Here is a 26440-nt window from a genome sequence, read left to right as displayed (position 1 = left end):
CAGGTCCGAATCGGCCCCAGAACCATTTCGCGAGCAGGTTGATTGAAGGTTCAGCAGCCGAAGCGATCCCTTAGAGTTTTGGCGGTGCCATGGCATTGGGGACGTTCTTGTAGGGAAGATCGTACTGCGGTCGAAGGTCGACTCCGAAACCGCGATCCAGTTCCCACTTTGCACGCGCCGCCCAGGGCGATCCGGGATGCTCTTCCTGGATTTCTGCGAACATGCTGCGAGCCCGATCGATATAGGGTTTCGCTTCTTCGGTTCTCACTTGCTTGACGGTGTGGATGTCCCAGTCATGAAGGACTCGATCCCCTCTGGTCTGCGGTGCGGTTTTTGGATTAGCCATGAATGCGTCCAGGGCGACTCCATATTCATATATCCGAGCCTGATAGGCGACCAATTGCGCGAGGACTAGATCGTAGTTGGCTTGCCAGCGTGGGTCTGCTTCCTGATCGCGGAGCTTTTTGCCTTCGATCAATGACTGTTCCGCTCGGGCCATGTACTGAAGTTGCTGCTTCGCCTTTGCTTGCTCCTGTCTCGCTTGCTGAACGAATTCTTGTGGATCGAGCGAAAAGTCCATTCGCATTTCGACGACGTTTTTCGATTTTTCTTGGTAGGGATTTAGATCTTGGATCACCTGCCAGATCAACGCTCGAAGGGGAAATTCTTTGCGGTCCGTCAGCACTTCCATGCGGGCACGTAGGTCGGGGCGATAAGGCCGCAACGCTTCCATGTCGTATTTGACTTTTGTCGCGCGAACTAAATCGGTTTCCACCGAAGGCAACATAAAGAAGATCGCATTGGTCTCACGTGCCAAGCGGGTTTGTTCGTAAGGTCCGAAACCACTGCTGAACGCATCATGGCGTCTGCGAAAACCGTTGGTTTGCAACTGTTCTGGAAACCCTGTCTCCGGGCCACGGTCGATTCGCAACCAGTGGACTCGATTCGTCTGTGGGTGTCGCCAGCGGATGAACGCATAGGGGTAACCGAACACAGATTCTCGACCGAGTACATAAACCTTGCAATTCGCGGCCTTCGCGACTTCGATGGCTTCTTCCAGGTAGGCATCGTTATTGATTCGCTCGCCGCTTTCATCGGTCACCAAAATCAAAGCCATCTGCCGTCCTCGCCGAGAGATGTCTCGGTAGGTATTGATTGTCCTGCCGACCGCGCTGCACATCATTTCCAGGCCCGATTCGTCGATCGGTACGGCATCGATGGCGGCTCGGATTTGATCCAAGTTGGGCGTCGGCTTATGTGCGGTGTGATCGACAAAACCTTGTCCATAGCTGGTTACGGCGGTCCACAGTGCGTTTCCCCGGCTACGGCCGTCGAGGCCGAGTTGTTGGTAGACGGATTCGATCCGATCCCGGATCTCTTTTTGGTCGTCTTTCATACTGTTGGACTGATCGAAACACCAGATTGCCAGAACGGGCCCCTCATCGAGCATCCAAAGTAGCTCTTGCGCTAATCGATCGAGCGCTTGTTGATAGTTGTCTACGATATCGCGCGCCTCTCCTTTCACTTTCGCGTCAGGAATCGCCTCAATGAGGGCCATCGAATCGGGGATCCCCATCGTCGGAGCTGCAATCTGTAAGTCAGACATTTCTGCTTTCGCGACAAGCGTCTGGTCAAGTACCGGCGTGGTCGCCGCACCGGCTGACATATTGGTGGGAGCCGGGGCTGCCGAAAATAGTGACGCGGTTTCGGGAGGAACGACCTGGATCTCCGGTTCCAGTTCGACCTCCACTGGAGGATCGTCTTCGACCGGTCGAGGCGGTAAAGCGATCAAATCAAACTCCTGGAATTTCTGTAGGTCGACGGTAATGACCGCCAGCACCAGGATGATCACCGTGTGGACGAGCACCGAAACGGAGCTACTCGTAACGAGCTGAAATTTCTTCGATGACTCTTGATCGGATTGATCTTCCGGAATTCGAGGCAGTGCCTTCGCTGTCGTTTCGTTCATAGGAGCGTGCCTTTTTCTCAGAAAGATTGACCCCGTTTAGTATAGCCGAAGCTCCCCCGCCGAGGACGACGTGCCTTTTCCCGAAGCTGACCCTCGTGAAGTCCTGCCCTTGTCGTCTCGGGATCACAAGCGGCAATTTTCGGGTTCCAGTCTTGCGCCGCGACAGCGCTCATCGAATTGTGACAAGGGAGATTTGATCGAACTGACGCGTCACGCCATAATAGACGTAGTGACTAAATTGTTAACCGTTGATTCTTGTTGTCTTGCCTGGGAGCCTATGCGATGTCACCGAGAGTGATTGGAATGCTGATTGCGCTTGCCGTTTTCATTGCCAGCCCCGGGGTGGCACAAGACCGTTCGGCCACAGACGGTGTTGCCGAAGACAATACGTTGAATAAGGAACAACGCACGCGTTGGTTGGGTATTTACCGCGACGAAGCGGCGGCGTACGAAATGTTTCGCAGTGACAGTCGCGAAGGGTCAGCAAATCAAGCAGAGTTGCTGCAACTGCAGCCCGCGCCAATCTTGACTTTCACCAATCCGGTACGCGTTCGCGACACTCACGGGGCCGCGTTTGTCTGGACCAATGACGGGCGTCCGGAAGTGATCGGCGCAATCTGGTCGGTCATCTCTCCTGTTGATTCGAACCAACGTCGACTATCGCACGAGTTTCATTCGCTTTCACTCGTCGGCATCGACACCAAACACGAGCCTCGCGTAAGTCGGCGCGGGGCTGTTCCAGATTGGACAACGACCGAAGCCGGTGTCACGCCCGCCGAGATTCCAAATGCACCGGTGCCCGCGCAAACCGAGCGGATGCGATTGACCCAAATGAGGCAATTCGCCCGTGGGTTTGAAGCAAAAATACCTACCGGCTTGAGCGACGGACAAGGATCGTTACGACTGCTCGCTCAACCGCTTTATCGTTATCAAAGCAAGCGTCACCACGTGATTGACGGCGCGGTGTTTGCCTTCGTGATGGGGACGGATCCAGAATTGGTATTGTTGATCGAAGCGATTGATCTAGACGACGGTCCGCAATGGCGCTTCGCCGCAGCTCGTTTGGCAAACCTGCCGTTGATTCTCGAGTACAAACGTGAGAAGGTTTGGGAGTGCGGACGCGCAAAGCCTTACGTTGGCAATCAACCACACTTTTTGTACTGGGGTGTGTCGGCTCGCGATCGGCTGGTTGAGTAATCGCAAAGCTGGTTCCATCCGACATCAACCATCGTCCGAATGCCGTACCACGATGGATGAGTCGCCTTCCGGTATACGGCGCAGTTCACTGCTCCAAGCCAAGGGTGCTTTGTGATGCTCGGCAGCTACGGCAAACGACAAAATTCGACCAATCCTGTCGTGTGAGGGGGACGTCGTAAGGGAAGTCGATGAACTGCTTTTACCAGTCTTATCGCTCTTTTCTTTGCTCCGATTGTCGCTCAACTCTCCGAGTCGTCAGCGGCTTCGTTGAGCGTTGTCGGCTCGGAGATCCGAACGACAATCGTTGATGCCGCTTCGAGAGATGAGAGCGGAATTCGGACTCGTAATCAGAAACGATCTCCTTCGCTCTGATTTTGTGACGGGGCGTGTGACGTTCGTTATGCTTTGCGCACGGCAAACGTCTCTGACGCCCATCGATTCATCGCCAGCGCTCCATTCTTCTTCCGCTCCAGTTCACTTGTCATGACCGAAATCAAAGTAATCGTCGCGCTGCTAACCGTGCTCGCCCCCGCGTTTGCCTGCGGCGGCGAACCGTTGCATTGTGATGTCGCGATTTATGGTGCGACGCCCGGCGGGATCTCTGCCGCACTCGCCGCCGCCGATGAAAACATCGATGTCCTGTTGATCGAGCCGACCAACCGCATCGGTGGACTGACTACACATGGTCTGTCGCACTCGGATTTCCACAGTTTTGAATCGCTCAGCGGTGCGTTTCTCGAGTTCAGCCAGCGTGTGCGAAGTCACTATGTGAAACACTACGGCGAACAATCTGATCAGGTTCGCGATTCATGGCAGGGAACACACGGCGAGCCATCGGTCAATCGGCTCGTCTTTCACGAAATGCTCGCCGAAAAGCCAACGATTCGAATCCTTAAGCGTCATCGTTTGACCTCCACAAAAATCGATGCTCAGGCGATCCAAGAACTAAGGTTTGAAACGTCCTCCGGAGAGGCAGTCGTCGTGCCAGAGATGGTGATCGATGCGACTTACGAAGGGGACTTACTGGCCGCCGCCGGGGTTCCATTCCGCGTCGGCCGCGAGGCCCGGTCAGAGTATGGCGAGTCGTTGGCCCCGCTGAAGGCCGATCGTCAGCTGCAAGGCTACAACTATCGCCTTTGCATGACCCAAGACGAACCCAATCGTATCGCCATCCCGGTCCCAGATGATTATCGACGCGAAGACTATGTTGCGGTCGTTCCGTTAATTAAAGCGGGAAAGTTTAAAGCCGCGTTCGGTTATCCCGGACGGCCCTTCATTTTGAAGGCACATCTGCCTGCCCTCCCCAATCGGAAACATGACATCAACGATGTATCCAAAGGATTGGTCAGGTTATCGCTGCCGGGACACAATGTTGACTATCCCGAAGGAGACTTGGCGACGCGTCGGAAAATCGAGCAAGAGCATCTCAATTGGCAACTCGGATTGATTCACTTTTTGCAAACTGATGCGGCGGTGCCAGAGCCGTTTCGAAGCGAAGCTGCGACCTGGGGGCTCTGTCGCGATGAGTTTCAAGAAAGCGGCTATCTACCACCTCAGATTTACGTGCGTGAAGCGAGGCGAATGGTCGGGCAGTATGTCTACACCGAAGCAGACACGGAGTACGCCCAAGGTGACTCGCGAGCTGAATTGCACCGCGATGCGATCGCGGTTGGCGAGTACAGTCATAACTGTCATGGGACGGGACACGAAGGGCCTCGGATCGGCGGAACGCATCGTGGCGAGTTCTACAAGGCTGTCGCTCCCTATCAAATTCCCTACGGAGTGATCGTCCCGAAGCAGTTACGTAACCTCCTTGTTCCCGTCGCATGCAGCGCCAGTCATGTGGGATTCTGTGCGTTGCGGCTCGAGCCGATTTGGATGTCATTGGGTACCGCGGCAGGTGAAGCTTCGGTGCTGTCTTTGCAACACGGAGTTGCTGTTCAGGAGGTCGGTGTTTCAGAACTGCAGGAACGGATTTGGAAAGGCGGCGGCGCGACGGTCTATGTCAGCGATGTTTCACCGGGGCAGCCAGACTTTATTGCCGTGCAGCGATTTGGTTCCGCCGGCGCATTGCATGGGTTAGAACCGGGGACCAAAAAAATGCGATCGCGTGGAAAACACCTCACCAGTCAATACTACGAGGCATACCGCGGGCATGAACTAAAACGCGAGGAACCGCTGTCCGATCAGTTGCGGCAACGGTGGACGCGGCTCGCCGAAGAGTTGGGACTTCAGGTTTCTAGCGGTGCAAAAACCAGAGGAGAATTCATCGCGGGGCTGCGACCAAACTGATTCAAGGTGCCCACGCAAATGGAAGCGGAGTCGAACGCATGTGAGGCAGATACGATCAATCGTCGTTCTACCTTCGCGAGCGTTCGCGACCGGGCACCTCTTGCGCCCGGTCCGTGAGGTTTCGGAGACGGCATTAGCGGAGGAATCCAACCATCAACGAATGTCAGCCCGTGGCCGCAAGCTGACCGCGTTAACCCCACGCGAGGCGAACTCGCGGAAGATAGGTAATTTGTGATCTCGACGCTGGTGGCAGTCGTCGGATTCGGCAGCGAAGTTCGCAACTATAAAGATAGCAAAGGCTTACGTCGCCGAAGACCAACTTGCCCGAGGCGAAAAATCGCGTCGAGTGGTCTCAATCGGTAGCTCTAGGTTACGCGGCCCACACGCTCGGTCAACTGCAGATTTAGGCATTTTAAATCCTCCGAATCGTCCTCCGAACGGTAACTCGTTAGGCGATGACGAGTTAAGGCGGGGGGCCCGTGGAGCGACTTTTTTTGCCAATTTTGGCGGTCACACAGAATTGGCTCAATTGGGTGGTGTTCATTAAGTCCGGATGAGCCGCTTTGGCGTAGATTGTCAAGTACCGCTTCGGCCGTCGGGGGCCCGTCACAATACCTTGCTATGGTTGGATTGGTTAAGATTGACTCGCCGTTCTGAAAAACGAATCAACCCAAAATTGCTGGTCGGAGGCACCAGGGGCGGGGAGATCGCCGCGGTTATCATCTCCACGCTCAGCGGGCGAGTTTTTGGCTTCCGTATTCGGCAGACCATTGACGGATGGTTTCATCAGCGGCCTCCTGAAATTCCAGCAGCTCCGCAATTTGCTCGCAAAATATTGGCTTGTAAAACACCAGAAGTGGGCAAACTGCGTTTCAGCCATTAAGGAACGAATCCCGTCTCCGTAACTACCGCTAGCAACGCAATCGTGCTATGTCCCCCGCTGAATTACCGTGCTATGTCCCCGTCTGAATCATGTCCCCGTCTGAATCGAATTCTGGAAGTGGAAGCCCTAACAGAGAGGGTCTGTCCCCCATGCCCGGTCATCGCAATCAACCTCAGTCGCTAGCAAGCAACCCTGCTCTGTCCCCGGATGGTGCTCTGTCCCCGGATGGTGCTCTGTCCCCGGATGGTGCTCTGTCCCCGGATGGTGCTCTGTCCCCGGATGGTGGCGAGTTGCCGCCGTCGGTCCTGTCGGGGATTGGAGTGGCCTGTTCAAGCCTAGTGCTCGCGGTGTTGGTCAATCGCGTTGCAGGCCAGACGAAAGTTGGCACTATCGTTGCCATCCTTATTGCTATCACCGGCCTACTGTTCAGTGTCGTCTATCTCGTGGCGCCAAGCCGACGATCGATGATGATCGACGCGTTCGAGCGGTTGACGTTTCCCTTGCGATGGATAGCGACTTTCATCGCCATGGCTGTGCTGTACTATTTGCTAGTCACACCGCTAGCAATTTGGTTTCGCTGGTCCGGTCGATCGATTCGGCGTCGCGGTGTGGACGCAGAGACCTTTTGGCGACAAACCAGCAGCGTTGAGCGCGGCGAGCTAAACGACGGTGAGTCTTACTTCCGGATGTTTTGAAAATGGCGAAGCGAGAACAAAAGTCGCAACTCGGTGATCAGACAGGCCACCGAACTGGTCAGTCCGGCGCTGAGCGGACAACAACCAGCACGGAACTGTCTCAGCAGCCGTCCGGCGGTGACGCCGAGCAAACGTTTTACGCCCAAGCGGACACCAGTGACCCGGGCTTGGTCCGCGAGTTCATCTGGTTCTTGCGCTACAATAAGAAGTGGTGGTTGCTACCAATTGTGGTGGTCTTGCTGCTTCTGGTCGCACTCGCATTCGTAACAACCTCGCCGGCGGCTCCCTTCATCTACACGCTGTTTTGAAATTAGTCCGGTGCTTGCTATTTCGCGATTTCGGTGAAGGAGCTTTCCCGCAGCACGGTGACCTTTATTTCGCCGGGGTACATCAATTCGCGCTCAAAAGCCTTGGCGATTTCATGGCAGATCACCGCGGCTTGTTCGTCGTTGGTTGACGTGCTGTCGACGATCACACGAAGTTCGCGTCCCGCGCTGATCGCGTAGGCTTCCCGGACGCCATCGAACCGTTGGGCGATCGCTTCGAGTTCTTCCATTCGTTTGATGTAACGTTCGAGCGATTCGCGTCGAGCCCCCGGGCGGGAGGCACTGCAGGCGTCGGCAGTGGCAACGATGACGGTGTAGGGGTGCTCGATCACAATTTCATCGTGATGCCCGAAAGCGGCGTGGACGACTTCGGCTGATTCGCCGTTTCGACGCAGGATGTCGGCACCGATTTTTGGGTGACCACCTTCGAGTTCGTGATCGGCGGCTTTTCCAATGTCGTGCAACAGCCCACAACGGCGGGCGACATCGCCATTCATTCCCAACATTTCGGCGATCATACCGGACAGAAATGCCACTTCGATACTGTGCCGCAACACGTTTTGGCTGTACGACGTCCGAAAGTAGAGTCGTCCCAACAATTCAATGACACGATCGTGTAAGCCGGGGACGTTGACTTCGTCGGCCGCTTCGCGTCCCTTTTGCATGATCAATTCGTTGATCTCGCGACGCGTTTCTTCAACGACTTCTTCGATTTTCGACGGATGGATTCGACCGTCCGCGATCAGGCTGGTCAGCGAACGGCGAGCGATTTCGCGACGGACGGGATCAAAACCACTGACGATCACCACGCCCGGGGTATCGTCGATGATCACGTCGATCCCGGTTGCCTTTTCAAAGGCGCGAATATTGCGTCCTTCGCGACCGATGATACGACCTTTCATGTCGTCGGTCGGGACATCAACGGTGCTGGTGGTTGAATCGGCGGTGAACGCTGACGAATAACGCTGCATGGCAGTCAACAGCATTTGACGGCTTTGCTCTTTTGCCGCTTCGTTGATTTCCTTTTTCTGTTTCAGCAAGACCTTGCCACGTTCGTGCTCAAGTTCTTCCTTGAGTGCGCTGAGCAATTCTTCCTTCGCTTCACTGCGTGTCAGTCCGGAGATCGCCTCGAGCAATCGCTTTTGTTGCTCTTCGAGCTTGTTGAGTTCCTCTCGCTTGCTGGAAAGCATCTTGAGACCCGAGTCGAGCCGTTGCTGGGCATTTTCCAACCCACGTTGATGTTTTCGTAAGTCCGCTTCTTGCACGTCGAGCTGCTCGCTGCGGCGGTCAAGTTTTTCTTCGCGGGCGAGTTGGCTGCGGCGAGCGTCGGCGATTTCTGTTTCGCCCTTGGACTTGATCTCCAAAGCCTCTTCTTTCGCTTCGAGCACGATCTGAGATTTCATCGATTCGGCTTGGCGATTGGCTTCGTTTAGGATCTCGTCGGCTCGCTCCGCTAATTTGATCTTGTAAACGGTGTATTTCCAACGCTGGTACCCCATCATCAGAACCGCGCCGGCCAGGACACCGGCGAGGGAATAGACGAAGAAGTTCTCGTCCAGTGAGGAAGCGAGCGGCGGCTCAAAGAAAAGTGCCATCAAGAGGGTCAAAGCGATGGGGCGTGTTCGGCGGGTGGAAAAGGGCGGTAGACTGGCCGCTGATGCGACGGATCCGTGTCGCGTAGACGATGAAGATCCTAACAAATTTTGCCCGTCAATGGGCAGTGCCCTACCCTTTCACGCATCCGAAAAGTCGTAACCCGATCCAAGTTCTCTGAGAATCGATCCAAGAAAGGGCCCAGAATCGTCTACGGCCGCCAGCCTCGCATCTTTCCTCACCAATCATCTCCATGCCGGATGCAACGCCAAGAATCAACGACACAACACCCAGCGATCCGGGCGGCTCGCTGGCAACGGAGCAATGGGAGCAGCTTCTGGTACAACTGGAAGGGCGGTTCCCAGCTTCCCGGTACGCCGATCTGGGCATCGTTGTTGGTTGTAGCGGCGGGGCGGATAGTGTCGCTTTGCTGCGGGCCCTCATGGAACTCAGGCAACGATCGAACCATCAACCCGCAGGTTTTGTGGTCGCTGCACATTTCAATCATCGGCTTCGAGGGGCGGCGAGCGATGCCGACCAGGCCTTTGTGAAGCAACTTGCGGGGCAACTGGGGGTCGCGTTTGATGCCGGCTTGGGAAGCGGCCGCCGGTCTGATGAACAGCACGCCAGGCAAGAGCGTTACCGATTCTTCAACGACGTGATGCGGCGCCGCGGGGCGAGGTATCTGCTGCTTGGCCATCACTTAGAAGACAACGTCGAAACGGTATTGTTCCGTTTGATGAGAGGCACGGGGCCGACGGGGCTGACCGGCATCGCCCCGTTTCGCGAACTGGCTTCGTCCGACGATGCCCGAGATTTCGTTATCGTCCGGCCGCTACTCGGAACCCGAAGATCGCTAATCCGGGAAGCTCTTCAGGCGAAAAATTATCCTTGGCGGGAGGATCAATCCAACCAGCAATCCGAGTACCGAAGGAATTGGATCCGGAACGAATTACTGCCCATGATGACGGGGACGTTTGCTGAGGCGATCCCATCGATCGGCCGAGCGATCGAAGGGCAGCGCGGATGGGGCAAGGTCATCGAAATATTGGTCGGGCGTTGGATCGACGTTGTCGTCGTTTCACATGCCCCGTTGGTGGTCCACCGGCTCGACCGACTCGCGCGGCAATCAGAGCCGATCGACCCGCTACTGTTGGACTCGTCAATCGTCGTTGAGTCATTGCGGAAGAGTTGGCAGCGGTCTGGTTTTCCACTCGGCATGATGAATCAAACGCAGTGGCGGCGATTGTTGGACCTGCTATACGGCGAGGGCCCCGATCGAATTCATCTGCCAGGGGAGATCGAGGCGGTTCGCAGTGAAAACGTCATTCGTTTTCGTCGACCCGACTCCGCGGCGTCGAGTGGTTAGACTACGTCACCGACAAACCTCGCCTAGCTATCGGTGCCGAGCCGATTCGAAAGCGAAACACCGTCCACCGAAAGCCGGCATGGTGCATAGACGTTTCGGGGCGGCAGCGATTTTATCCTTCCTTACCAATCTGCGATCGCATGCAAAGACAACTCTTTCACTTCCCCGCCCGGATTCAATCCGTGATCAGGACGGGGGTCACGCTATTGATGCTCGGGACGCTTTCCGTAAATGCAGACGCCGAGACCTATCGCGCCGACGTGGTGATCTACGGCGGCACGTCCGCCGCGGTGACGGCTGCGGTTCAAGTGAAACGCTCAGGATTCAGCGCATTGGTCGTTTGTCCGGACACGCATCTTGGGGGGCTATCCAGCGGCGGTTTGGGGTGGACGGATACCGGCAAGAAAGAAGTCATCGGTGGCCTGGCGCGGGAGTTTTATCAACGGGTCTTTTCGAAGTACCAGCAGCCAGAAAACTGGAATTGGCAAACGAAGGAAAGCTACGGCAATCGTGGTCAAGGCAACAAAGCGATCGATGGCGAAAACCGCACGCAATGGATCTTCGAGCCGCACATCGCGGAGCAAGTATTCGATGAGTTCGTTCGCGAATTCGACGTGCCGGTCTACCGAGATCAATGGCTTGATCGCGATCGAGGCGTCGTCTTGGATGGCGGGCGGATTCAATCGATCCGTATGTTGAGTGGAGATGTCTTCGAGGGAAGCGTGTTTTTAGATGTCACCTACGAAGGCGATTTGATGGCCGCCGCCGGTGTGCCTTACCACGTCGGTCGCGAGTCTCAAGATCACTACGGCGAGAACTGGGCGGGGGTACAAATCGGCGTCAATCATCACGCCCATCATTTTGCCGACCTGCCTCCGATCAGCCCCTATGTCGATCCGGACGATCCTAGCAGCGGTGTATTACCGCGCATCAGCTCCGAGCCTCCGGGCGAAAAGGGATCGGCCGATGATCGAGTTCAAGCGTACTGCTTTCGCATGTGCTTGACCGATCATCCCGATAATCGTGTCCCCTTCGAAAAGCCTGACGGTTATGACCCGGCCGAGTTCGAACTATTGGCGCGGATCTATCAAGCCGGTTGGCGCGATACGTTTCGCAAGTTCGATCCGATTCCCAATCGGAAGACCGATACCAACAACCATGGGCCGATGAGCACCGACAACATCGGCTTCAATTACGACTATCCGGAAGCCAGCTACGAACGGCGAAAGGAAATTATCGCGGAACATGAGCGGTACCAAAAAGGTTGGCTGTACTTTCATGTCAGCGATCGACGTGTGCCGGAGTCGATTCGTGAAGAGATGTCACGATGGGGTTTGGCGGCCGACGAATTCACTGATAACGGCCATTGGCCGCATCAAATCTATGTTCGCGAAGCACGGCGATTGATCGGCAAGTTCGTGATGACGGAAAACGAGCTTCAGAAACGGCGTCCGACGCCCAAGTCGGTGGGCATGGGGTCTTATTCGATCGATTCGCACAACACTCAACGCTATGTCACCCCCGAAGGACACGTGCAAAACGAAGGCGATATCGGGGTGTCGACTTACGGACCCTATGAAATTTCCTATGACAGTTTGGTGCCTAACAAGAAGGACTGCCGCAATTTGTTGGTTCCCGTTTGCGTGTCGAGTTCGCACATCGCTTTCGGGTCAATTCGGATGGAACCGGTCTTCATGATCCTGGGACAAAGCGCGGCGACCGCGGCCGTGATGGCGATCGAAGATGACCTGGCCGTCCAAGATATTTCCTATGATGCGCTGAAAACAAGATTGTTAGCCGACGGACAGGTCCTGCACGCGGCCAACGAAACTCAGGGGGCGCGTGTTTGGTTTCCGAAAGATTTCGCCGGAACTGTTCTCGATAATAGCGACGCGAAACTTGTCGGCCATTGGCAACACAGTGCGGCCAATCGACCGCACTTCTTAACCGGTTACCTGCACGATGGCAAAAGTGGCGACGGAAGCCGATCGGCATCCTTTTCGACTGAGCTTTCGTCCGGAAAGTATGACGTGCAGGTTGCTTATCCCCCCAACAATAACCGCGCATCGAACGTGCCTGTCAAGATTCAGCATGCTGGCGGAACAACGTCGGTCTCACTCGATCAACGCAAAACACCGGCGATCGAAAAGGCGTTTTCGTCGCTCGGAGTCTTTCAATTTGATCAACGTCAACCGGCGATGGTGACGATCAGCAACGAGGGCACCAATGGCTACGTGATCGTGGATGCGATTCGGTTTGTTCCGGTGGAAGATTAGCGATGCTGGTTTGAGGAGACGTTCAAATTCGTTTGACCGATCGGCGGCTTGGAGGCGGAGTTTTTCAATCGGACAACTTCGGTCATACTCTTGCTCGCAACCTGATTGACAAGATGACAACCCGAAACGCGATGGAGAGCGGTCGATGAAACGATTGATCGATGCGATTTCACGAGGCAGTTGCTTGCTGAACGTTGACGCCAATTCGATGGCTGATATCGTTCGCACCGGCATTGATTATCTGGTTCAAAGCGGGCGGTTGCCCGAAAACCAAAGCCAGATCGTTCTTGATGGAATCATCGAACGTGAGCGTCAGTTTCCCACCGCCATCGGTCATGCGTGTGCGATTCCGCATTACTATGACGATCGCATCAACGACCCGGCAGTTGTCTTCATTCGTTTGAAGCATGCGGTCAATATGGGCGCACCTGATGGCATCGCGACCCGCTATGTCTTTTTGATGGTCGGCCCAACCTCGCACGCTTCCGATCACCTCGACACGCTTTCTTCGATCGCTCGGATGATGAGCGACAACGTGTGTCATTTCGAGTTGACGTATTCGAGCACTCCGCAAGAAGTCCTCGACGCGATCGAGCGGCACTTGACGCGAACGGTGTTAGCCAAACCTGCCAAACCGCGTGAAGTCACCGAGGGATTGAAAACTTCGCCGCGGCTATTCTCCGGATTGAAGGCCGATTTCGTCCGGCGTTTGAAGCACTACAAGTCAGATTTCATCGATGGACTGCGGGCTAAAAGTATCGCATCGATCGTCTTCATGTACTTCGCGTGCGTCGCGCCGGCGGTCACGTTCGGCGGTCTCATGGGCAGCGAAACGGATGGCTTAATCGGGGCCGGACCGATGTTGCTTTCGACGGCGGTTTGCGGAGTCTTGTATTCGTTATTGGCCGGCGGCCCGCTGATCATCTTAGGAGGCATCGGCCCGCTGTTGATCTTTACGATTATTCTTTACCAGTTGTGCCAGGACATGAATTTGACCGAGCACTTCTTGGGGGTTTATGGTTGGGTCGGGATTTGGACGAGCGTGTTAACGGTGGTACTGGCGGTGACCAACGCCAGTAACTTGATGCGTTACTTCACGCGTTTCACCGATGAAATCTTCTCGGCGCTGATGTCGATGATCTTCATCTATAAGGCGATCGAGGCGCTGGTCGCCGGGTTCCGGACGGCGAGTGTCGAAGGGTTGACCAACGAAAAACCCCTGCTCGCGATTGTGTTGGCCGTCGGGACGTTCTACATCGCGATGACGCTCGCCGATTTTCGCCGCAGTAAGTACCTCTTCACATGGATGCGAGAGTTTCTCGCCGACTTTGGTCCATCGATCGCGCTTGGTGCGATGGTGGGCGCCGCTTGGTGGCTCGGTAGCGCCGCAACACTCGACACGCTGGAAGTTTCCGCGACAGCCAGCGAACGCAGCGGCATGTTCGTTGATTTATGGGGCGTGCCGTTGTGGGTGAAGGTTGCCGCGATCGGGCCGGCGGTCCTAGCGGCCGTCTTGGTATTCCTTTCGCAGAACATCACCGCACGTTTGGTCAACAGTCCACAGAATAAGCTCGGGAAAGGCGAGTCCTACCACTTGGATCTGTTGGTGGTCGGGCTATTGATCGGGATGTGTTCGCTGTTCGGTTGGCCGTGGATGGTCGCTGCAACGGTGCGTTCGTTGGCCCACGTGCGGGCGTTGTCTGATACCGAAGAAGTCGTCGGTAACAAAGGCGAAAGCCGAGAGCAGATCATTCATGTGCAAGAGAATCGTGTGACCGGGTTGGTCATTCATTTGTTGATCGGAGGGTCGCTGCTGGCGCTGCCGCTGTTGGAGTATGTCCCGATGGCGGCACTCTACGGCATTTTCTTGTACATGGGTTTTGTGTCGCTTCGTAACATTCAATTCGTCGAGCGACTCGGTTGGTTGTTCATGGATTCATCGCTTTATCCGGTCAATCACTACACCCGACGCGTGCCGACGCGCACGATTCATCTATTCACGCTGGTGCAATTTGTTTGTTTAGCGGTGCTTTGCGTGGTCAATGTGTTTCCCAGTCAGCCGGTCCGGATTCTGTTCCCGATCTTCATCGCGTTGCTGGTGCCGGTGCGGGCTTTATTGTCACGTTTTTTTGACAGCGACCACTTGGCGCATCTCGATGCCGATGAGGCACCCGACGAAGAAGAATTGCATTGGTGTTGAGAATGAATCTCCAACATTCAACCGAGGACGCGTTACCTTCGACCGTCAAATTCTCATCGTCGTTTGCCTATTTTTCCCTGCTTCGTGGCTGTCAACATGCGGCGTCCATCGGGTGCAGTTGAATCGGCCCGACGTTGATCCTCCGATGAATTCAGCGGGCGATTACGTTGGGACCGCGGCGCGCTGAACGCGATGGTTGTTACTGTCAAGAACATGAATTCGGCGACGTGAATCGACGACCAGTCCCCATGGATCAAAAAGTTGTCCTGGTTCGAGGCCTGGCGAGCCCCAGGTGGCAAGCGAGTTTCCACGAGCGTCAAACCGTTGAATGCGGGCGTTGCCGTATTCACACACGACAGCTTCACCATCGCCAAGGGTATCGACGCCGTAAGGATAGAACAGCTTCCCAGGCTGTTTACCGGAACCGCCCCAAATGTCGATCAGTTCTGGTCGTTCGCCGCTGAGATCGAACCGCTGGATGCGATGGTTTCCCGAGTCAGCGATCCACATCAGGTTGTTTTCAATGTGAAGACCCTGGGGCCTCAGGAACTGTTCCGGTTCGCGCCCCGTCGCTCCCCAGGAAAGCATGAACCGGCCATCGGGATCGAACTTCTGGATTCGATCCGCGTCGCCGTACTCGCCGATATAAATGCAGCCTGCTTTATCAACGGCGACGTCGGTCAAAAAGGCAAACTCGCCGGGGCCAAAGCCGCTCGTGCCTCCTATCTCCAGTTCTGGACGTCGCTCGCCACGCAACGTGTAGACCAACATTCGGTAGTAGTGCGTATCGGCGACCAGCAGCAAGTCTTCATCGGGTGACGCGCCGGGTTTGATGGTCATCCCGGTCGGTTTGCCATTGGTGATGTCAGGAGTTCGCCAGTCTCGAATCCATCGGCCGTCGGGGTCGAAGACTTGGATTCGACCCGTTTTGTCGACGATATAGAGTTGGTCTTGGCGATCGATCGTGATCGCACGCGGTGTGAGGAAGCGGCCGTTGCTTTGGCCACGGCGGCCCCAGACCAATTGGGGCGTTTCGGACCGAGACCGGCTGACACACCCGGGGACCGACATCACGGCCGCACCGGCCAACAGGCTAACGGCACAGCGTCTGACGGCGCCGCGACGGTTCAAGCGGTGATCGTGATCGGACGAGACGAACGGTTGCATGGGGGTATTGTAATGCGATCGTTCGTCGCTGTTGATAAGCCGAACCCGACGATTTGATCGAAATGAGACACCGGCGACAGGGTGTGTCACTTTAAGCATCCTTGCCGATCCAAAATTGATGCCTTTACAATACAAGTTTGTTCGGCACATCGGATCGGCGTCATTCGATTGACGCTTGTGATCGGTAGCGTGTGCCAGTGGGTGACCGGTCAGCACGTTTTACTCGTCGGTTTTCATGACCAAAGTCTTCGATCTTCGTCAAACCGACGATCCCCGTGATTTTATCCATCGGACGGTTCAGGCCCTGACCGAGGGGCAGGTGGTTGCCTTGCCCACCGACACGACCTACGGGTTGGCAGCCCACGCGCTTCACGAAGACGCGGTCGAGCGAATTGCCCAATTAAGGGGAATCGAAGGGGCTCCGTTGGCGATCTCTGTCCGAAGTCGCCAAGCCGCCGAAGATTTTTTTTGTGAACCTTCGCCCGTCGCGAGGCGCCTTTGTCACCGGTGTTGGCCGGGGCCATTGACCGTCGTGACGCCGTGTGATCACGAGCATTCGGCGCTCGGTCAGTTGCCCCCGAAGGTTCGCAAGCTAATTGTTGGGGATCAACAGACGGTGGGATTCCGCGTCGTCGACCACCGGGTGCTCGAAACGATTCATCGATTCGTCGCCGCACCGCTGGTTTTGACGGGGGCTCATCGGTTGGACTGCACCGATAAGGGGGGATATCCCAACTTTGAGTCCCAGGGGGTGTTGGAACAGTTCGGGAGTGACATTCCACTGCTGCTCGACGACGGTCCGACCCGCTATGGTGGAGTGTCGACGGTGGCTCGCGTGATCGGGAGTCATTGGGAAATATTGCGAGAAGGCGTCATCGAACGAGCCGCTATGAATCAGTTTGTCAAACCGGTTATTGTATTAGTCTGCACGGGAAACACCTGTCGAAGCCCGATGGCGGAAACGTTGCTGCGCGAATTGTTGCGTCAAAAGCTTGGCCGCGAGGACGCGGTTCGGGTGTTGTCGGCCGGAGTTGCCGCTTCGGTCGGAGCTTGTGCGGCACCGCAAGGCATCGAGGTGATGGGCGAGCGGAATCTCGATTTGACCGGCCATGCCAGTCAACCGCTTGGGGATGAAATCATGAACGTTGCCGATCTGGTGCTGACGATGACCCGTAATCATCGCGCCGCAATCTTGGCCGCGTGGCCGGAGATGCACGATCGCGTGTTTACGCTGCGTCATGACGGCGGCGATATCGCCGACCCGGTCGGGATGCCCGTCGATGCATACCGCCAATGTGCCGATCAAATGGAAAACGAGTTGACCGTGTGGCTGGACAAATTGGGAGACGACTTCTTTCCCAAGGCAGCCGACTCGAGCCATCCAACCGAATCCTCTGGCGGGGATAAGGAGTCTGCGTGATGCGAATTTCGTTAGGGAGTGATCACCGCGGGGTGCACATCAAAGCGCGATTGATTCAGTCGCTGCAAGCGAATTCCTTTGACGTGATCGACGAAGGAACCTTCGATGAAATTGCCGTCGACTATCCCGATTACGCCGAGTGTGTCGCTCGTCGTGTGAGCTGTGGTGAAGCCGATCGGGGGATCTTGATTTGCGGTACCGGGATCGGGATGGCGATCACCGCCAATAAGTTTTCCGGCGTCCGTGCCGCGCCTTGCTATGACGAGGTCATGGTTGAAATGAGTCGTCGGCACAACGATGTGAACATCCTTTGTCTGCCCGGCGATTTGATCGGTGAACGTTCGGTCGATGACTTGGTGCTGCGGTGGTTGCAGACCGAGTTCGACGGCGGACGTCACTCCAAACGCCTTGATAAGATTTGCAAGATCGAAACAAAAAACGTTGACTCAGTCGGGCCGGCTTCGCTTGGTGCGGTCAAGCCGGATTCGCAAGCGACCGAAGACCACCCCGCGGCGCAGCGGACGACGTCATGATCGATGGTTGGTCTTCATTGATCGGCAACGATCACCTGCGCGGCTGGTTTGCGAACTCAATTTCACAAGGTCGTTTTGGGGGGAGCTTGCTTTTTGTCGGTCCTTCCGGAGTCGGCAAACGCAGCGTCGCGACACTGCTCGCCCAAACGCTGCTCTGTGATCGGCATCCAGCTCGTGAGATGAACCCTTGCGGGCAATGTGAGGCCTGCGTTCAAGTTCGCGCCGAAACGCATCCCGATGTGATTCGGGTACGCAAGCCAAAGGATAAAACAACGATCCCGGTCGATCTGCTGATCGGTGCCCCGGAAGTTCGGATGCAAGAAGGCTTTTGTCGCGATGTTCGGCTGAGTCCCTATTGCGGCAAACGCAAGGTCGCAATTCTCGAAGATGCCGACTTTTTGAATGAGGAGGGCGCCAATTGTTTGCTCAAGACACTCGAGGAGCCACCGGCCGACGCGGTGATCATCTTGGTCGGGACGAGTGAACAGAAGCAACTGCCGACAATCCGATCACGTTGCCAAGTGATCCGGTTTCGCCCGTTGTCCGATGCCGATGCGATCCGTTTGATCCGCGATGTTCACCAGTGCGAGGCGTCCGATGAAGCGATGATCGAAGCGGTCGACATCGCCGCCGGAGACATCTCTGCCGCACTGCGATTGTTGGACGAATCGACGCGACAATTCCGATCGGCGTTGTCCGACGCGCTAGGCCAGCGAGTTCCTGATCCGGCTATGATCCGCCGTATCGTCACCGATCGAATGGAAGGGGCCGGCAAAGAATCGCCCAAACGTCGCGCCGCGTTGCGCGATGTATTTGCTATGTGTATCGGTCATTATCGCAAAGTCATGCGAGATCAAGCAAGCGAATCGCAAGCTCGAATGATCACGCTCGCACGGCTCGATCGTAGTGTCCGCGCCTTGCGTGAACTCGATCGGATGGCCAACTTGTCGACCTTGGTTGATTGCTTTGCCGCAGATCTATCCGTCGGCACGAGCGGAGATCGTGGTGGCATCGGCTCGTAAATTTTCGGTCCAGCTTTGGGCCGGTCGTCTGCCACGGGTCGTTCGTTTTGCCGAGCATTGTTGGCTGGTGATCTGTGATGGCGATCGGACAGATCGTTGGGAAGTTTGGCAGTATCCCAACCAGAGTCCACAGTCGTGGGGGCACTTGCATCGCAACATGCTGCCTGCGTTCGGATGGATCCGCGATAGCCGTGGGTATTTTTTGCACGAGTTCGTCGATGAGGATGCCGAGGCGATCGCCGAACGGCTGGTGTCATCGCCAAAAGAATATCCGTGGTGCGATCGCTATCACTATGTCCCAGGCCCCAACAGCAACACCTACATCCAGTGGTGCTTGCAAGATCGTTATCGGTTGGGCGTCCGCGCGATCGGGCGCGGGTTTGCGAGATGGTAAGCGGTCGATGCCGGCAACAATCAGCCGCTACGCTAGAACCAGGGCGGCGATTCCAAAGCCGGCTCCGATGGAAATGCCGAGTACGTCAAATGCGACGACCCGCCAAACGGGTTCTTCGTTGGTGCCATAGAAGGAGCGGACCGATGGGCCATGCAAAAACGCCCAAATGCCAAAGCCGAACACCATGCGGCCGATCGTTCGCGCGATCGTTGGGTCTATTTCGTCGGCAGTGACGCTGTCGATAAGGGTGAAAATATGATTCGCTGCCGCCCAGCCGTAGCTGACCAACACGACGTACCAGGACAATTTTCCACGCACAAAACAAGCGACGGCAGTGGCCAGTGACATCGCGGCCAAGCTACCCAGGCCGACGATCGCGATGACGCGAAGCGTGCCGACTGCGTCGTCATCGGCCATGCCTTCGGCGGCGGCGACCATGTCGAGAAAGCCAAGGGTGATCAGGATCAAAGCGATGAAGACAATCGCGCCGAGTCCGTTGATGACTCCCAGAAACGTCAAGAATCCAGGGCGAGGCGCCGCAGCGTGGGAAGCTACGCCTTTGGACTGTTTCTTCGTGCTCGACATTGCTTCGTCGAGGAGTTTGCTGGTGTTCGCATTGACGGGAGCGGGCCCGCTGGACCTACCGGGGACGGCAACTTGTTTGATACCCGAGAAGTCAGAGTCGGTCAGTTCGTCTAAGATCCCTCCCGACGTCGATGCTTCGGTCGTGAACGGGTTAAAAGGTTGGGCCGCGGGCGCCGCCGGTTGCTGGGCCGGCTGCTGGGCCGGTCGCTGGGCGACTGCCCTCGGGGCGGCCGGCTTTTGTGCTGAACTAGCGCTTGCTGCTGTACTGCTACCTGCTGCTGTACTGCTACCTGCTGCTGTACTGCTACCTGCTGCTGTACTGCTACCTGCTGCTGTACTGCTACCTGCTGCTGTGGCGGTGGGGACCCGAAATTGTTTTCCGCACTTGCATTTGACTGTCTTGCCGGCGGCCGAGTCAGGGACCTGCAGGACGGTGGCGCAACCGGGGCATTTGATCTTCATGGTGCGTTGGGCGTGCGGCGAACGAGGGCATGAGCAGGAAAAGCGTCGCCACGGCGACGAAGGCATAGTTTAGTTAGCCAAAAATGCTAGGCAGGCCATCGGCGAGAGATTGTGATCGTTGGCTGAGTGCCGCATTCATCAATTCGATCGCCAGCCGTGATTCTAGCGTGACGCCGGCCCGAACACCGACACACGGGTCGTGGCGTCCCTTTTCAAGTTCGAAATCGATCTCGGTGAGATCCTTCGACACTGACTGTTGTGGTTTGTTGATTGTCGACGTCGGTTTAAAACCCACCTCGCAGATCAGGGGCATTCCGGTGGTCATGCCACCGATCAGTCCGCCATGGGTATTGCCGACGTACCCCGAACTTCGGATCGGATCGTTGTTCGCGCTTCCGCGGCGGCTGACAACCGCTTTCCCCGATCCGATTTCGCAGGACTGAACCGCATTAAGTCCGCCGAGGGCCCCCATCAATCGTGCTTTCAGCGATTGGTAAAGTGGATCGCCGAGCAGTGATGGGACGTTGAGCGCGACCACTTCGACGCTCGCGCCAAGCGAATCGCCTTCCTTGCGAGTCTCCTTGATCAGCTCACCCGCTTGCTCGGCAAAGTCCGGATCGACCGAGGGGATCTCGGCGTTATCGATTGTCTGTTGGAGGTCGGCGATCGCATCGGGCGGGATGATCGTGGGGGCGTCATCGCGTCGAAATCGATCGTAAAGGGCTTGGCATTGTTCGGCGAGTGAGCCTTTTGATTTCAGTTCGCCGACCTGGTTAATTGACGAGATCAACACGGTTTGAAATGTCGTCTCTAAGAACTGGCGGGCGATGCTGCCGCCGACGACGTCACTGATCGTGGCTCGATAGCTACTGCGTCCGCCGCCGCGAATGTCGACATAGCCTTGTGATTTGTGGTACTTCACCAAGTCGGTGTGACCGGGCCGAACTTGTCCGGAGGGACCGATGAACTGGGTGTAGTCTCCCGATTTCTTGCTGGTCGAAAGCACCAGTGCCGCGATCGGTTCGCCGGTCGTGAAGCCGCGTTCGTAGGCTTCGGTTTCGAACGTGTTGCCGTCAACGTTGACGGAGATCGTCGACGGACCGAGTAATGCTTCATGGTCGGTTTGATAAAGGCCGCTCAGGAAGACGACTTTGTCTTTTTCGTTGCGTGGGGTGCCGTGTTTGTTGCCGCCCGGGCGTCGGCGATCGAGAAAGGTCTGCACACGATCTCGAGAAATTTCCAGCCCCGGTGGGCAACCAAAAACGATCGTGGTGATACCGGGCCCGTGGGATTCCCCCGCGCCGGCAACTGAGAAAAAAGGACCGCCAAGCATTTCCGTCATAGCAATCGTCTCCTGATCACGAGCTCATGTCGCCGAGTGCATCGCGACCCTGGGCTTCGATTTCAAGGACTTTATCGAGTCGTCGCTGGTGCCGTTCCGACGGGGTGTATTGAGCACCCAGGAATGAGCGGACAATTTCCATCGCCAGTTCGCTCCCGATGATCCGACCGCCGATGCAGAGCACATTCATGTCGTCATGCTCGACACCTTGGTGGGCCGAGTACGTGTCATGGCAGATCGCGGCGCGGATTCCGGGGATCTTGTTGGCTGCCACACTGACGCCGACACCGCTGCCGCAGACGACGATTCCTCGGTCCGCGTTGCCGAGCAGGATTTCCCGAGAGACAGCGATTGCGAAATCGGGGTAATCACAGCGAGCCGGTCCGTCGGTACCGCAGTCGACGACGTTGCCGACCAGTTCGGCAAGACCGTCTGAAGCGAGGTTTTCGGCAATCGTTTGCTTGAGCGGATAGCCCGCGTGGTCTCCTCCGATGGCGACGCGAAGCGGTTTAGCGGGCTGAGGCTGTGAGTTCATGGACGGCGATCGGGATAAACGGACGAGTCGTGCGGGCACGGGGGTGGAATGGGCCCCAAAAGCAAAACGGCCCGAATCGGGCGGTTCGGTCGGCAGTTTAGCTGAACGTGTCAAAATTCGTTAGCCGTTCCCGAGAAGGGATTCGGGATCGATCGCATGATTTTTCGCCAACTTTTGACCGGCGTTGACCCCTCCGGTGAAACACCCTAACCTAAGCCACCCAAAGCGTTTAGCTTTACTCGCTGCCTTTGTGGCACGACCCCCAACGCCCGATGAGTCTCGGTTGAGTGCAATTTTGGTCCGAAATTGGCTGATCTGGACGTGGGCGGGCTGCGCTGCCAATCTGTCCCCAGTGCCGACGAACGAAAGGTTTGGATGCCTGAAAGGTTCGTCGTGCAAGCGATCGATCGAAACCAACCAACGATTCAACGATGTCGTTTTTTGAAACCCTAGTGGATATTACCGGAGCAGTCTTCGGCGGGCTGCTGAGCTCTTTCGAGCGAGGTGTGACGTCGGTCTTCGGTTCGGCCAACGCTCGCCAAGTTGCTGCGTTGCAGACCCGGGCGGAGGAGATTACGGCGCTTGAGCCTAAGTATGAGGCGATGAGCGACGAGGAACTCCGCGAGCAAACACAGCTCTTCCGTCAGCGAATTCGCGACGGCGAATCCTTGGACGACATTCTCGTCGAAGCGTTCGCAGTCTGCCGCGAAGGCGGCAAGCGATTCCTTGGTATGCGGCATTATGACGTCCAGCTAATCGGCGGCATGGTGCTTCACCAAGGTAAGATCGCCGAAATGGTCACCGGTGAAGGAAAAACACTGGTCGCTACCCTTCCCGCCTACCTCAATGCACTCGAAGGAAAAGGCGTTCATGTCATCACGGTCAATGATTACTTGGCCCGTCGTGACATGGAGTGGATGGCGCCGCTGTACATGAACTTGGGATTGACCGTCAACGCAATTCAGTCGGGGATGTCGACCCACGAAAAGCAAGCGGCGTATCGCTGTGACATCACCTATGGAACGAATAACGAATTCGGCTTTGACTACCTGCGCGACAACATGCGCCCGGCCGCCCAAGGCGATGACCGTTTCCCACCGGAAGCTCAGCAGTGCCAGGGACCGCTGAACTACGCGATCATCGACGAAGTCGACAATATCTTGATCGACGAAGCACGAACGCCGTTGATCATCAGTGGCCCCAGCGACATGGATCTCGGTCGCTATGCCGATGCCGACCGGGTCGCGCGGCAATTGCAACAAGACGTTCACTTCACCGTCGACGAGAAACAACGCAACGTCACGTTGACCGACGATGGGGTGCGTGAGGCGGAAAAGCTAGCCGGTGTTGAGAGCTTTTACACGGCCGGCAACATGGAGTGGCCTCACCTGATCGATAATTCGCTCAAAGCCCACTTCCTCTACAAACGTGACGTCAATTACGTCGTCAAAGACAAGCAGATTGTGATCGTTGACGAGTTCACCGGTCGTTTGATGGACGGTCGTCAATGGAGTGATGGCTTGCACCAAGCGGTCGAAGCGAAAGAAGGCGTCCCGATCAAACCGGAAACCCAGACCTTCGCGACCGCATCGCTGCAGAACATCTTCAAGATGTACAAGAAGCTGTCCGGGATGACCGGTACGGCGATGACCGAGGCGAACGAGTTTTGGAAAATCTACCAGTTGGACGTGGTCGCGATTCCGACCAATCGTGGTTTGCAGCGGTTGGAGTATCCCGACGTCATCTATCTGACCGAAGAATTCAAGTTTAAAGCCCTCGCCGCAGAGATCGAGCGGACCGTCAAATGGGACGTCGTCGTGACCAAAGATGGCGATGAAGTCTGGGGCGACATCAAGGAAGAGAGCGACGACGAAATCAAAATCGTCGCCAAAGGCGAAAAGCAAACGCAAACAATTCCACGTTCCAAGATCCACGCGATCGAATACAAAGGTCGTCCGGTTTTGGTCGGGACGGTCAGTATCGAAAAAAGCGAAACGCTCAGCCGTTTGCTCGAACGTCGTGGCATCGAGCACGAGGTCTTGAACGCCAAGCAGCACCAACGTGAAGCCGATATTGTCGCCCAAGCCGGGCGAAAGTTTGCCGTGACGATCGCCACCAACATGGCCGGTCGGGGAACGGATATTATCCTCGGTGGTAACCCCGAAAACAAAGCCTGGGCACAGCTACAGCATAAGTACGAAACCCGACTAGACGTTCCCGATGAAGAATGGAATGAACTGGTCGAGTCGTTCGATAAAGCCGAGGGGATGAGCGAGCAAGGCGAACACATTCGTCAACTCGGCGGATTGTGTGTGCTCGGAACCGAACGCCACGAATCACGCCGGATTGACTTGCAGTTGCGCGGTCGTTGTGGACGCCAAGGTGACCCCGGTTCGAGTCGATTCTTCTTGTCGCTCGAAGATGACTTGATGCGAATCTTCGCCGGTGAATGGGTGAAGAACATGATGGAACGCATCGGCATGCGTGAGGACGAACCGCTCGAGTCGAAGCTGGTGACCCGGCGGATCGCCGCGGCCCAAAAGAAGGTCGAAGAACGCAACTTTGAAATGCGGAAGAGCCTTCTGGACTATGACGAGGTGATGGACGAGCAGCGAAAACGTGTGTATCGCTACCGACAAAATCTCCTCGACGGACACAGTTCGCGGGACATGATCCTGGAACTGATTCATTCGCAGATCGAGCAACAGGTCGAAACGTTTTTGGATCCCGACTACGGCGTCGAAACGTTTGCCGCATTCGCCGGTGGCAAGCTCGGTTGCACGCTTGAGCCGAAAGATTTCCAGAACATGGAAATCTCGATGGCGACGACTTATGCGCGGGAGCAAGCCGAGCGTGCCTCCGAAGTGCTTGTCGAAGAAGTGGTCGAAGAAAACTTGCCGGTCGGTATGGAAGAGGAATGGAACCTCAAGGCCATGGCAAAATGGGCCAACACCACGTTGGGAACGAATTATCAAGATCATCAACTTAAGAACATGGATCGTGATGATCTGATCAAAAACCTAATCGATAAAGCTCATGCAAGGATCGCCGAAGTCGACCTGAGTGAAGGGGAACCGCTGCTCGATGCGGATTATGGGCTGCGGATGCTGTGCGGCTGGATGCGTTATCGGTTTGGAATCGAGACGACACCGGAAGAGTTTCGCGATGTCGAAGATCGTCGCAGCGTGACCGGCGAGTTGGTGGCCCGCGCCGAGCAAGCGTACGCCGAAAAGGAAACCGAGTACCCCGCCCTGGCCGGAATTTCCCAGTTCACCGTTCCCCAGGGCTCGCAGGTCGTACTCAACCGCGAAGGCCTGGTCGATTGGATCGCGCGACGCTTCGAAAAGACGATGACGGTCGATGACGTTCCGCTTAACCGAGATGATTTGAAGACTCAGCTGACCGCGTTTAGCCGAGAAATGGCGACCGAGGCCGAACCGTTGCTGAACGAGGCCAATAAGCGTGTCGCCGACTTGTTCGCGAACGTCGACAACGACAAAACCGCTTCCGTGGCGGCCAGTGGAACGAGCAAGCTGGAGGACCTGGTCGAATGGATGAAGGTCGAACTCGGCGCTTCGGTCGACGTCGAAGACTTCTCTCGAATGAACCGCAACGAGCTGCAGTTGGCCGTCAGCGGTGCCGTCGATGATCGGTTCCACCCCGAAATGCGACGGATGGAGCGACAAATCTTGTTGAATATCGTCGACGACGCGTGGAAGAACCACCTACTGACGATGGATCACCTGCGCAGCAGTGTCGGACTGAAAGGTTACGCCCAGCTGGATCCCAAGGTCGAATACAAACGCGAAGGAATGCGATTGTTCGATCAGATGTGGGAATCGGTCGGAGAGCAAGTCACCGGGTTGGTCTTTCGAATGGAATCGTTCAACCAAGAGTTCATTCGAAGCACGTGGGTCGATGCTAAGGCGCGTCACGATCGGGCCGGTTCGATCGCCAGCGGAAACGCCGGGGGATCGGGGACCGCAACCCAAGCAGCGTCTCAGACCGCAGCTCAGCAGGCCGCCGAAGCTAGTAATCAATCAACCGATGCGAAGCCCGAACCGATTCGAAATGTCGGGGTGAAAGTCGGACGCAATGATCCCTGCCCCTGTGGTAGCGGCAAAAAATACAAAGCCTGCTGTATGCGAAAGTAGTTCAGTAACCTCGAGTCTCGTTAACA

The 26440-nt window shown here is 56.2% G+C and carries 19 protein-coding genes; 13 read left to right on the top strand and 6 right to left on the bottom strand.

The features are described from left to right. Positions 1-70: 70 nt before the first annotated feature. On the bottom strand, positions 71-1969 hold the full coding sequence (locus FYC48_RS18230) for a VWA domain-containing protein (RefSeq protein ID WP_149498145.1): 1899 nt from the start codon (positions 1967-1969) through the stop codon (positions 71-73). A 303-nt stretch (positions 1970-2272) separates the two neighbouring features. Here FYC48_RS18230 and FYC48_RS18225 point away from each other — a divergent pair, with 303 nt between their 5' ends. From FYC48_RS18225 to FYC48_RS18205, 5 genes are all read left to right on the top strand, one after another. Continuing rightward, positions 2273-3166 carry a hypothetical protein gene (locus FYC48_RS18225; RefSeq protein WP_149498144.1) on the top strand — a complete coding sequence of 298 codons (894 nt, stop codon included), beginning with the start codon at positions 2273-2275 and terminating at the stop codon, positions 3164-3166. A 483-nt stretch (positions 3167-3649) separates the two neighbouring features. Continuing rightward, positions 3650-5458: an FAD-dependent oxidoreductase gene (locus FYC48_RS18220; protein WP_149498143.1), complete on the top strand. Its 1809-nt coding sequence runs from the start codon at positions 3650-3652 to the stop codon at positions 5456-5458. A 640-nt stretch (positions 5459-6098) separates the two neighbouring features. Further along, the gene (locus FYC48_RS18215; protein ID WP_149498142.1) at positions 6099-6341 is read left to right on the top strand and encodes a hypothetical protein; all 243 of its coding nucleotides are present in this window, start codon (positions 6099-6101) and stop codon (positions 6339-6341) included. Positions 6342-6490: 149 nt separating this feature from the next. After that, entirely contained in the window at positions 6491-7036 is a 546-nt protein-coding gene (locus tag FYC48_RS27855; RefSeq protein ID WP_160149606.1) for a hypothetical protein, read from the top strand. A gap of 2 nt (positions 7037-7038) precedes the next feature. Further along, positions 7039-7344, top strand: coding sequence for a DUF5989 family protein (locus tag FYC48_RS18205; RefSeq protein WP_235034314.1), 306 nt, complete (start codon positions 7039-7041; stop codon positions 7342-7344). Positions 7345-7361: 17 nt separating this feature from the next. On the opposite strand, the gene rny is transcribed toward FYC48_RS18205, so the two are convergent. Continuing rightward, complete coding sequence (gene rny, locus FYC48_RS18200) at positions 7362-8957, bottom strand: ribonuclease Y (RefSeq protein WP_149498140.1); 1596 nt, start codon at positions 8955-8957, stop codon at positions 7362-7364. 251 nt (positions 8958-9208) lie between these two features. On the opposite strand from rny, the gene tilS reads away from it, so the two are divergent. The 3 genes from tilS (at position 9209) to FYC48_RS18185 (ending at position 14800) form a co-directional block, all read left to right on the top strand. Further along, positions 9209-10324, top strand: coding sequence for a tRNA lysidine(34) synthetase TilS (tilS, locus tag FYC48_RS18195; RefSeq protein ID WP_149498139.1), 1116 nt, complete (start codon positions 9209-9211; stop codon positions 10322-10324). Between the two features lie 140 nt (positions 10325-10464). Next, positions 10465-12600, top strand: coding sequence for an FAD-dependent oxidoreductase (locus FYC48_RS18190; protein ID WP_235034313.1), 2136 nt, complete (start codon positions 10465-10467; stop codon positions 12598-12600). Between the two features lie 145 nt (positions 12601-12745). Beyond that, positions 12746-14800, top strand: coding sequence for a PTS sugar transporter subunit IIA (locus FYC48_RS18185; RefSeq protein WP_149498138.1), 2055 nt, complete (start codon positions 12746-12748; stop codon positions 14798-14800). A gap of 162 nt (positions 14801-14962) precedes the next feature. On the opposite strand, the gene FYC48_RS18180 is transcribed toward FYC48_RS18185, so the two are convergent. Further along, the gene (locus tag FYC48_RS18180) at positions 14963-15967 is read right to left on the bottom strand and encodes an NHL repeat-containing protein (protein ID WP_149498137.1); all 1005 of its coding nucleotides are present in this window, start codon (positions 15965-15967) and stop codon (positions 14963-14965) included. A 235-nt stretch (positions 15968-16202) separates the two neighbouring features. On the opposite strand from FYC48_RS18180, the gene FYC48_RS18175 reads away from it, so the two are divergent. Genes FYC48_RS18175 through FYC48_RS18160 form a run of 4 tightly spaced genes read left to right on the top strand, consistent with a single transcriptional unit; the run spans position 16203 to position 19336 of the window. After that, positions 16203-17387 (top strand): Sua5/YciO/YrdC/YwlC family protein, encoded by a 1185-nt coding sequence (locus FYC48_RS18175; RefSeq protein WP_149498136.1) that lies wholly within the window; start codon positions 16203-16205, stop codon positions 17385-17387. Next, the gene (gene rpiB / locus FYC48_RS18170; protein WP_149498135.1) at positions 17387-17920 is read left to right on the top strand and encodes a ribose 5-phosphate isomerase B; all 534 of its coding nucleotides are present in this window, start codon (positions 17387-17389) and stop codon (positions 17918-17920) included. Before FYC48_RS18175 ends, rpiB (FYC48_RS18170) begins: the two co-directional genes overlap by 1 nt. Next, complete coding sequence (locus FYC48_RS18165) at positions 17917-18942, top strand: DNA polymerase III subunit (protein WP_149498134.1); 1026 nt, start codon at positions 17917-17919, stop codon at positions 18940-18942. The genes rpiB (FYC48_RS18170) and FYC48_RS18165 overlap by 4 nt, the downstream gene beginning before the upstream one ends. Continuing rightward, entirely contained in the window at positions 18926-19336 is a 411-nt protein-coding gene (locus FYC48_RS18160) for a DUF3750 domain-containing protein (protein WP_160149605.1), read from the top strand. Before FYC48_RS18165 ends, FYC48_RS18160 begins: the two co-directional genes overlap by 17 nt. A gap of 27 nt (positions 19337-19363) precedes the next feature. Here the strand turns inward: FYC48_RS18160 and FYC48_RS18155 are convergent, their stop codons facing one another. From FYC48_RS18155 to rpiB (FYC48_RS18145), 3 genes are all read right to left on the bottom strand, one after another. Then, positions 19364-20383: a zinc ribbon domain-containing protein gene (locus FYC48_RS18155; RefSeq protein ID WP_149498132.1), complete on the bottom strand. Its 1020-nt coding sequence runs from the start codon at positions 20381-20383 to the stop codon at positions 19364-19366. A gap of 73 nt (positions 20384-20456) precedes the next feature. After that, positions 20457-21725: a chorismate synthase gene (locus FYC48_RS18150; RefSeq protein ID WP_149498131.1), complete on the bottom strand. Its 1269-nt coding sequence runs from the start codon at positions 21723-21725 to the stop codon at positions 20457-20459. Between the two features lie 16 nt (positions 21726-21741). Beyond that, positions 21742-22260: a ribose 5-phosphate isomerase B gene (gene rpiB / locus FYC48_RS18145; protein WP_149498130.1), complete on the bottom strand. Its 519-nt coding sequence runs from the start codon at positions 22258-22260 to the stop codon at positions 21742-21744. A 431-nt stretch (positions 22261-22691) separates the two neighbouring features. On the opposite strand from rpiB (FYC48_RS18145), the gene FYC48_RS18140 reads away from it, so the two are divergent. Further along, positions 22692-26414, top strand: coding sequence for a preprotein translocase subunit SecA (locus FYC48_RS18140; RefSeq protein ID WP_149498129.1), 3723 nt, complete (start codon positions 22692-22694; stop codon positions 26412-26414). The last annotated feature ends 26 nt before the right edge of the window (positions 26415-26440 follow it).

Source organism: Roseiconus lacunae, from assembly GCF_008312935.1.
GTDB classification, from domain to species: domain Bacteria; phylum Planctomycetota; class Planctomycetia; order Pirellulales; family Pirellulaceae; genus Stieleria; species Stieleria lacunae.
Note: the sequence above shows the minus strand (reverse complement) of the source record. Positions and strands in the feature narration are given on the sequence as shown.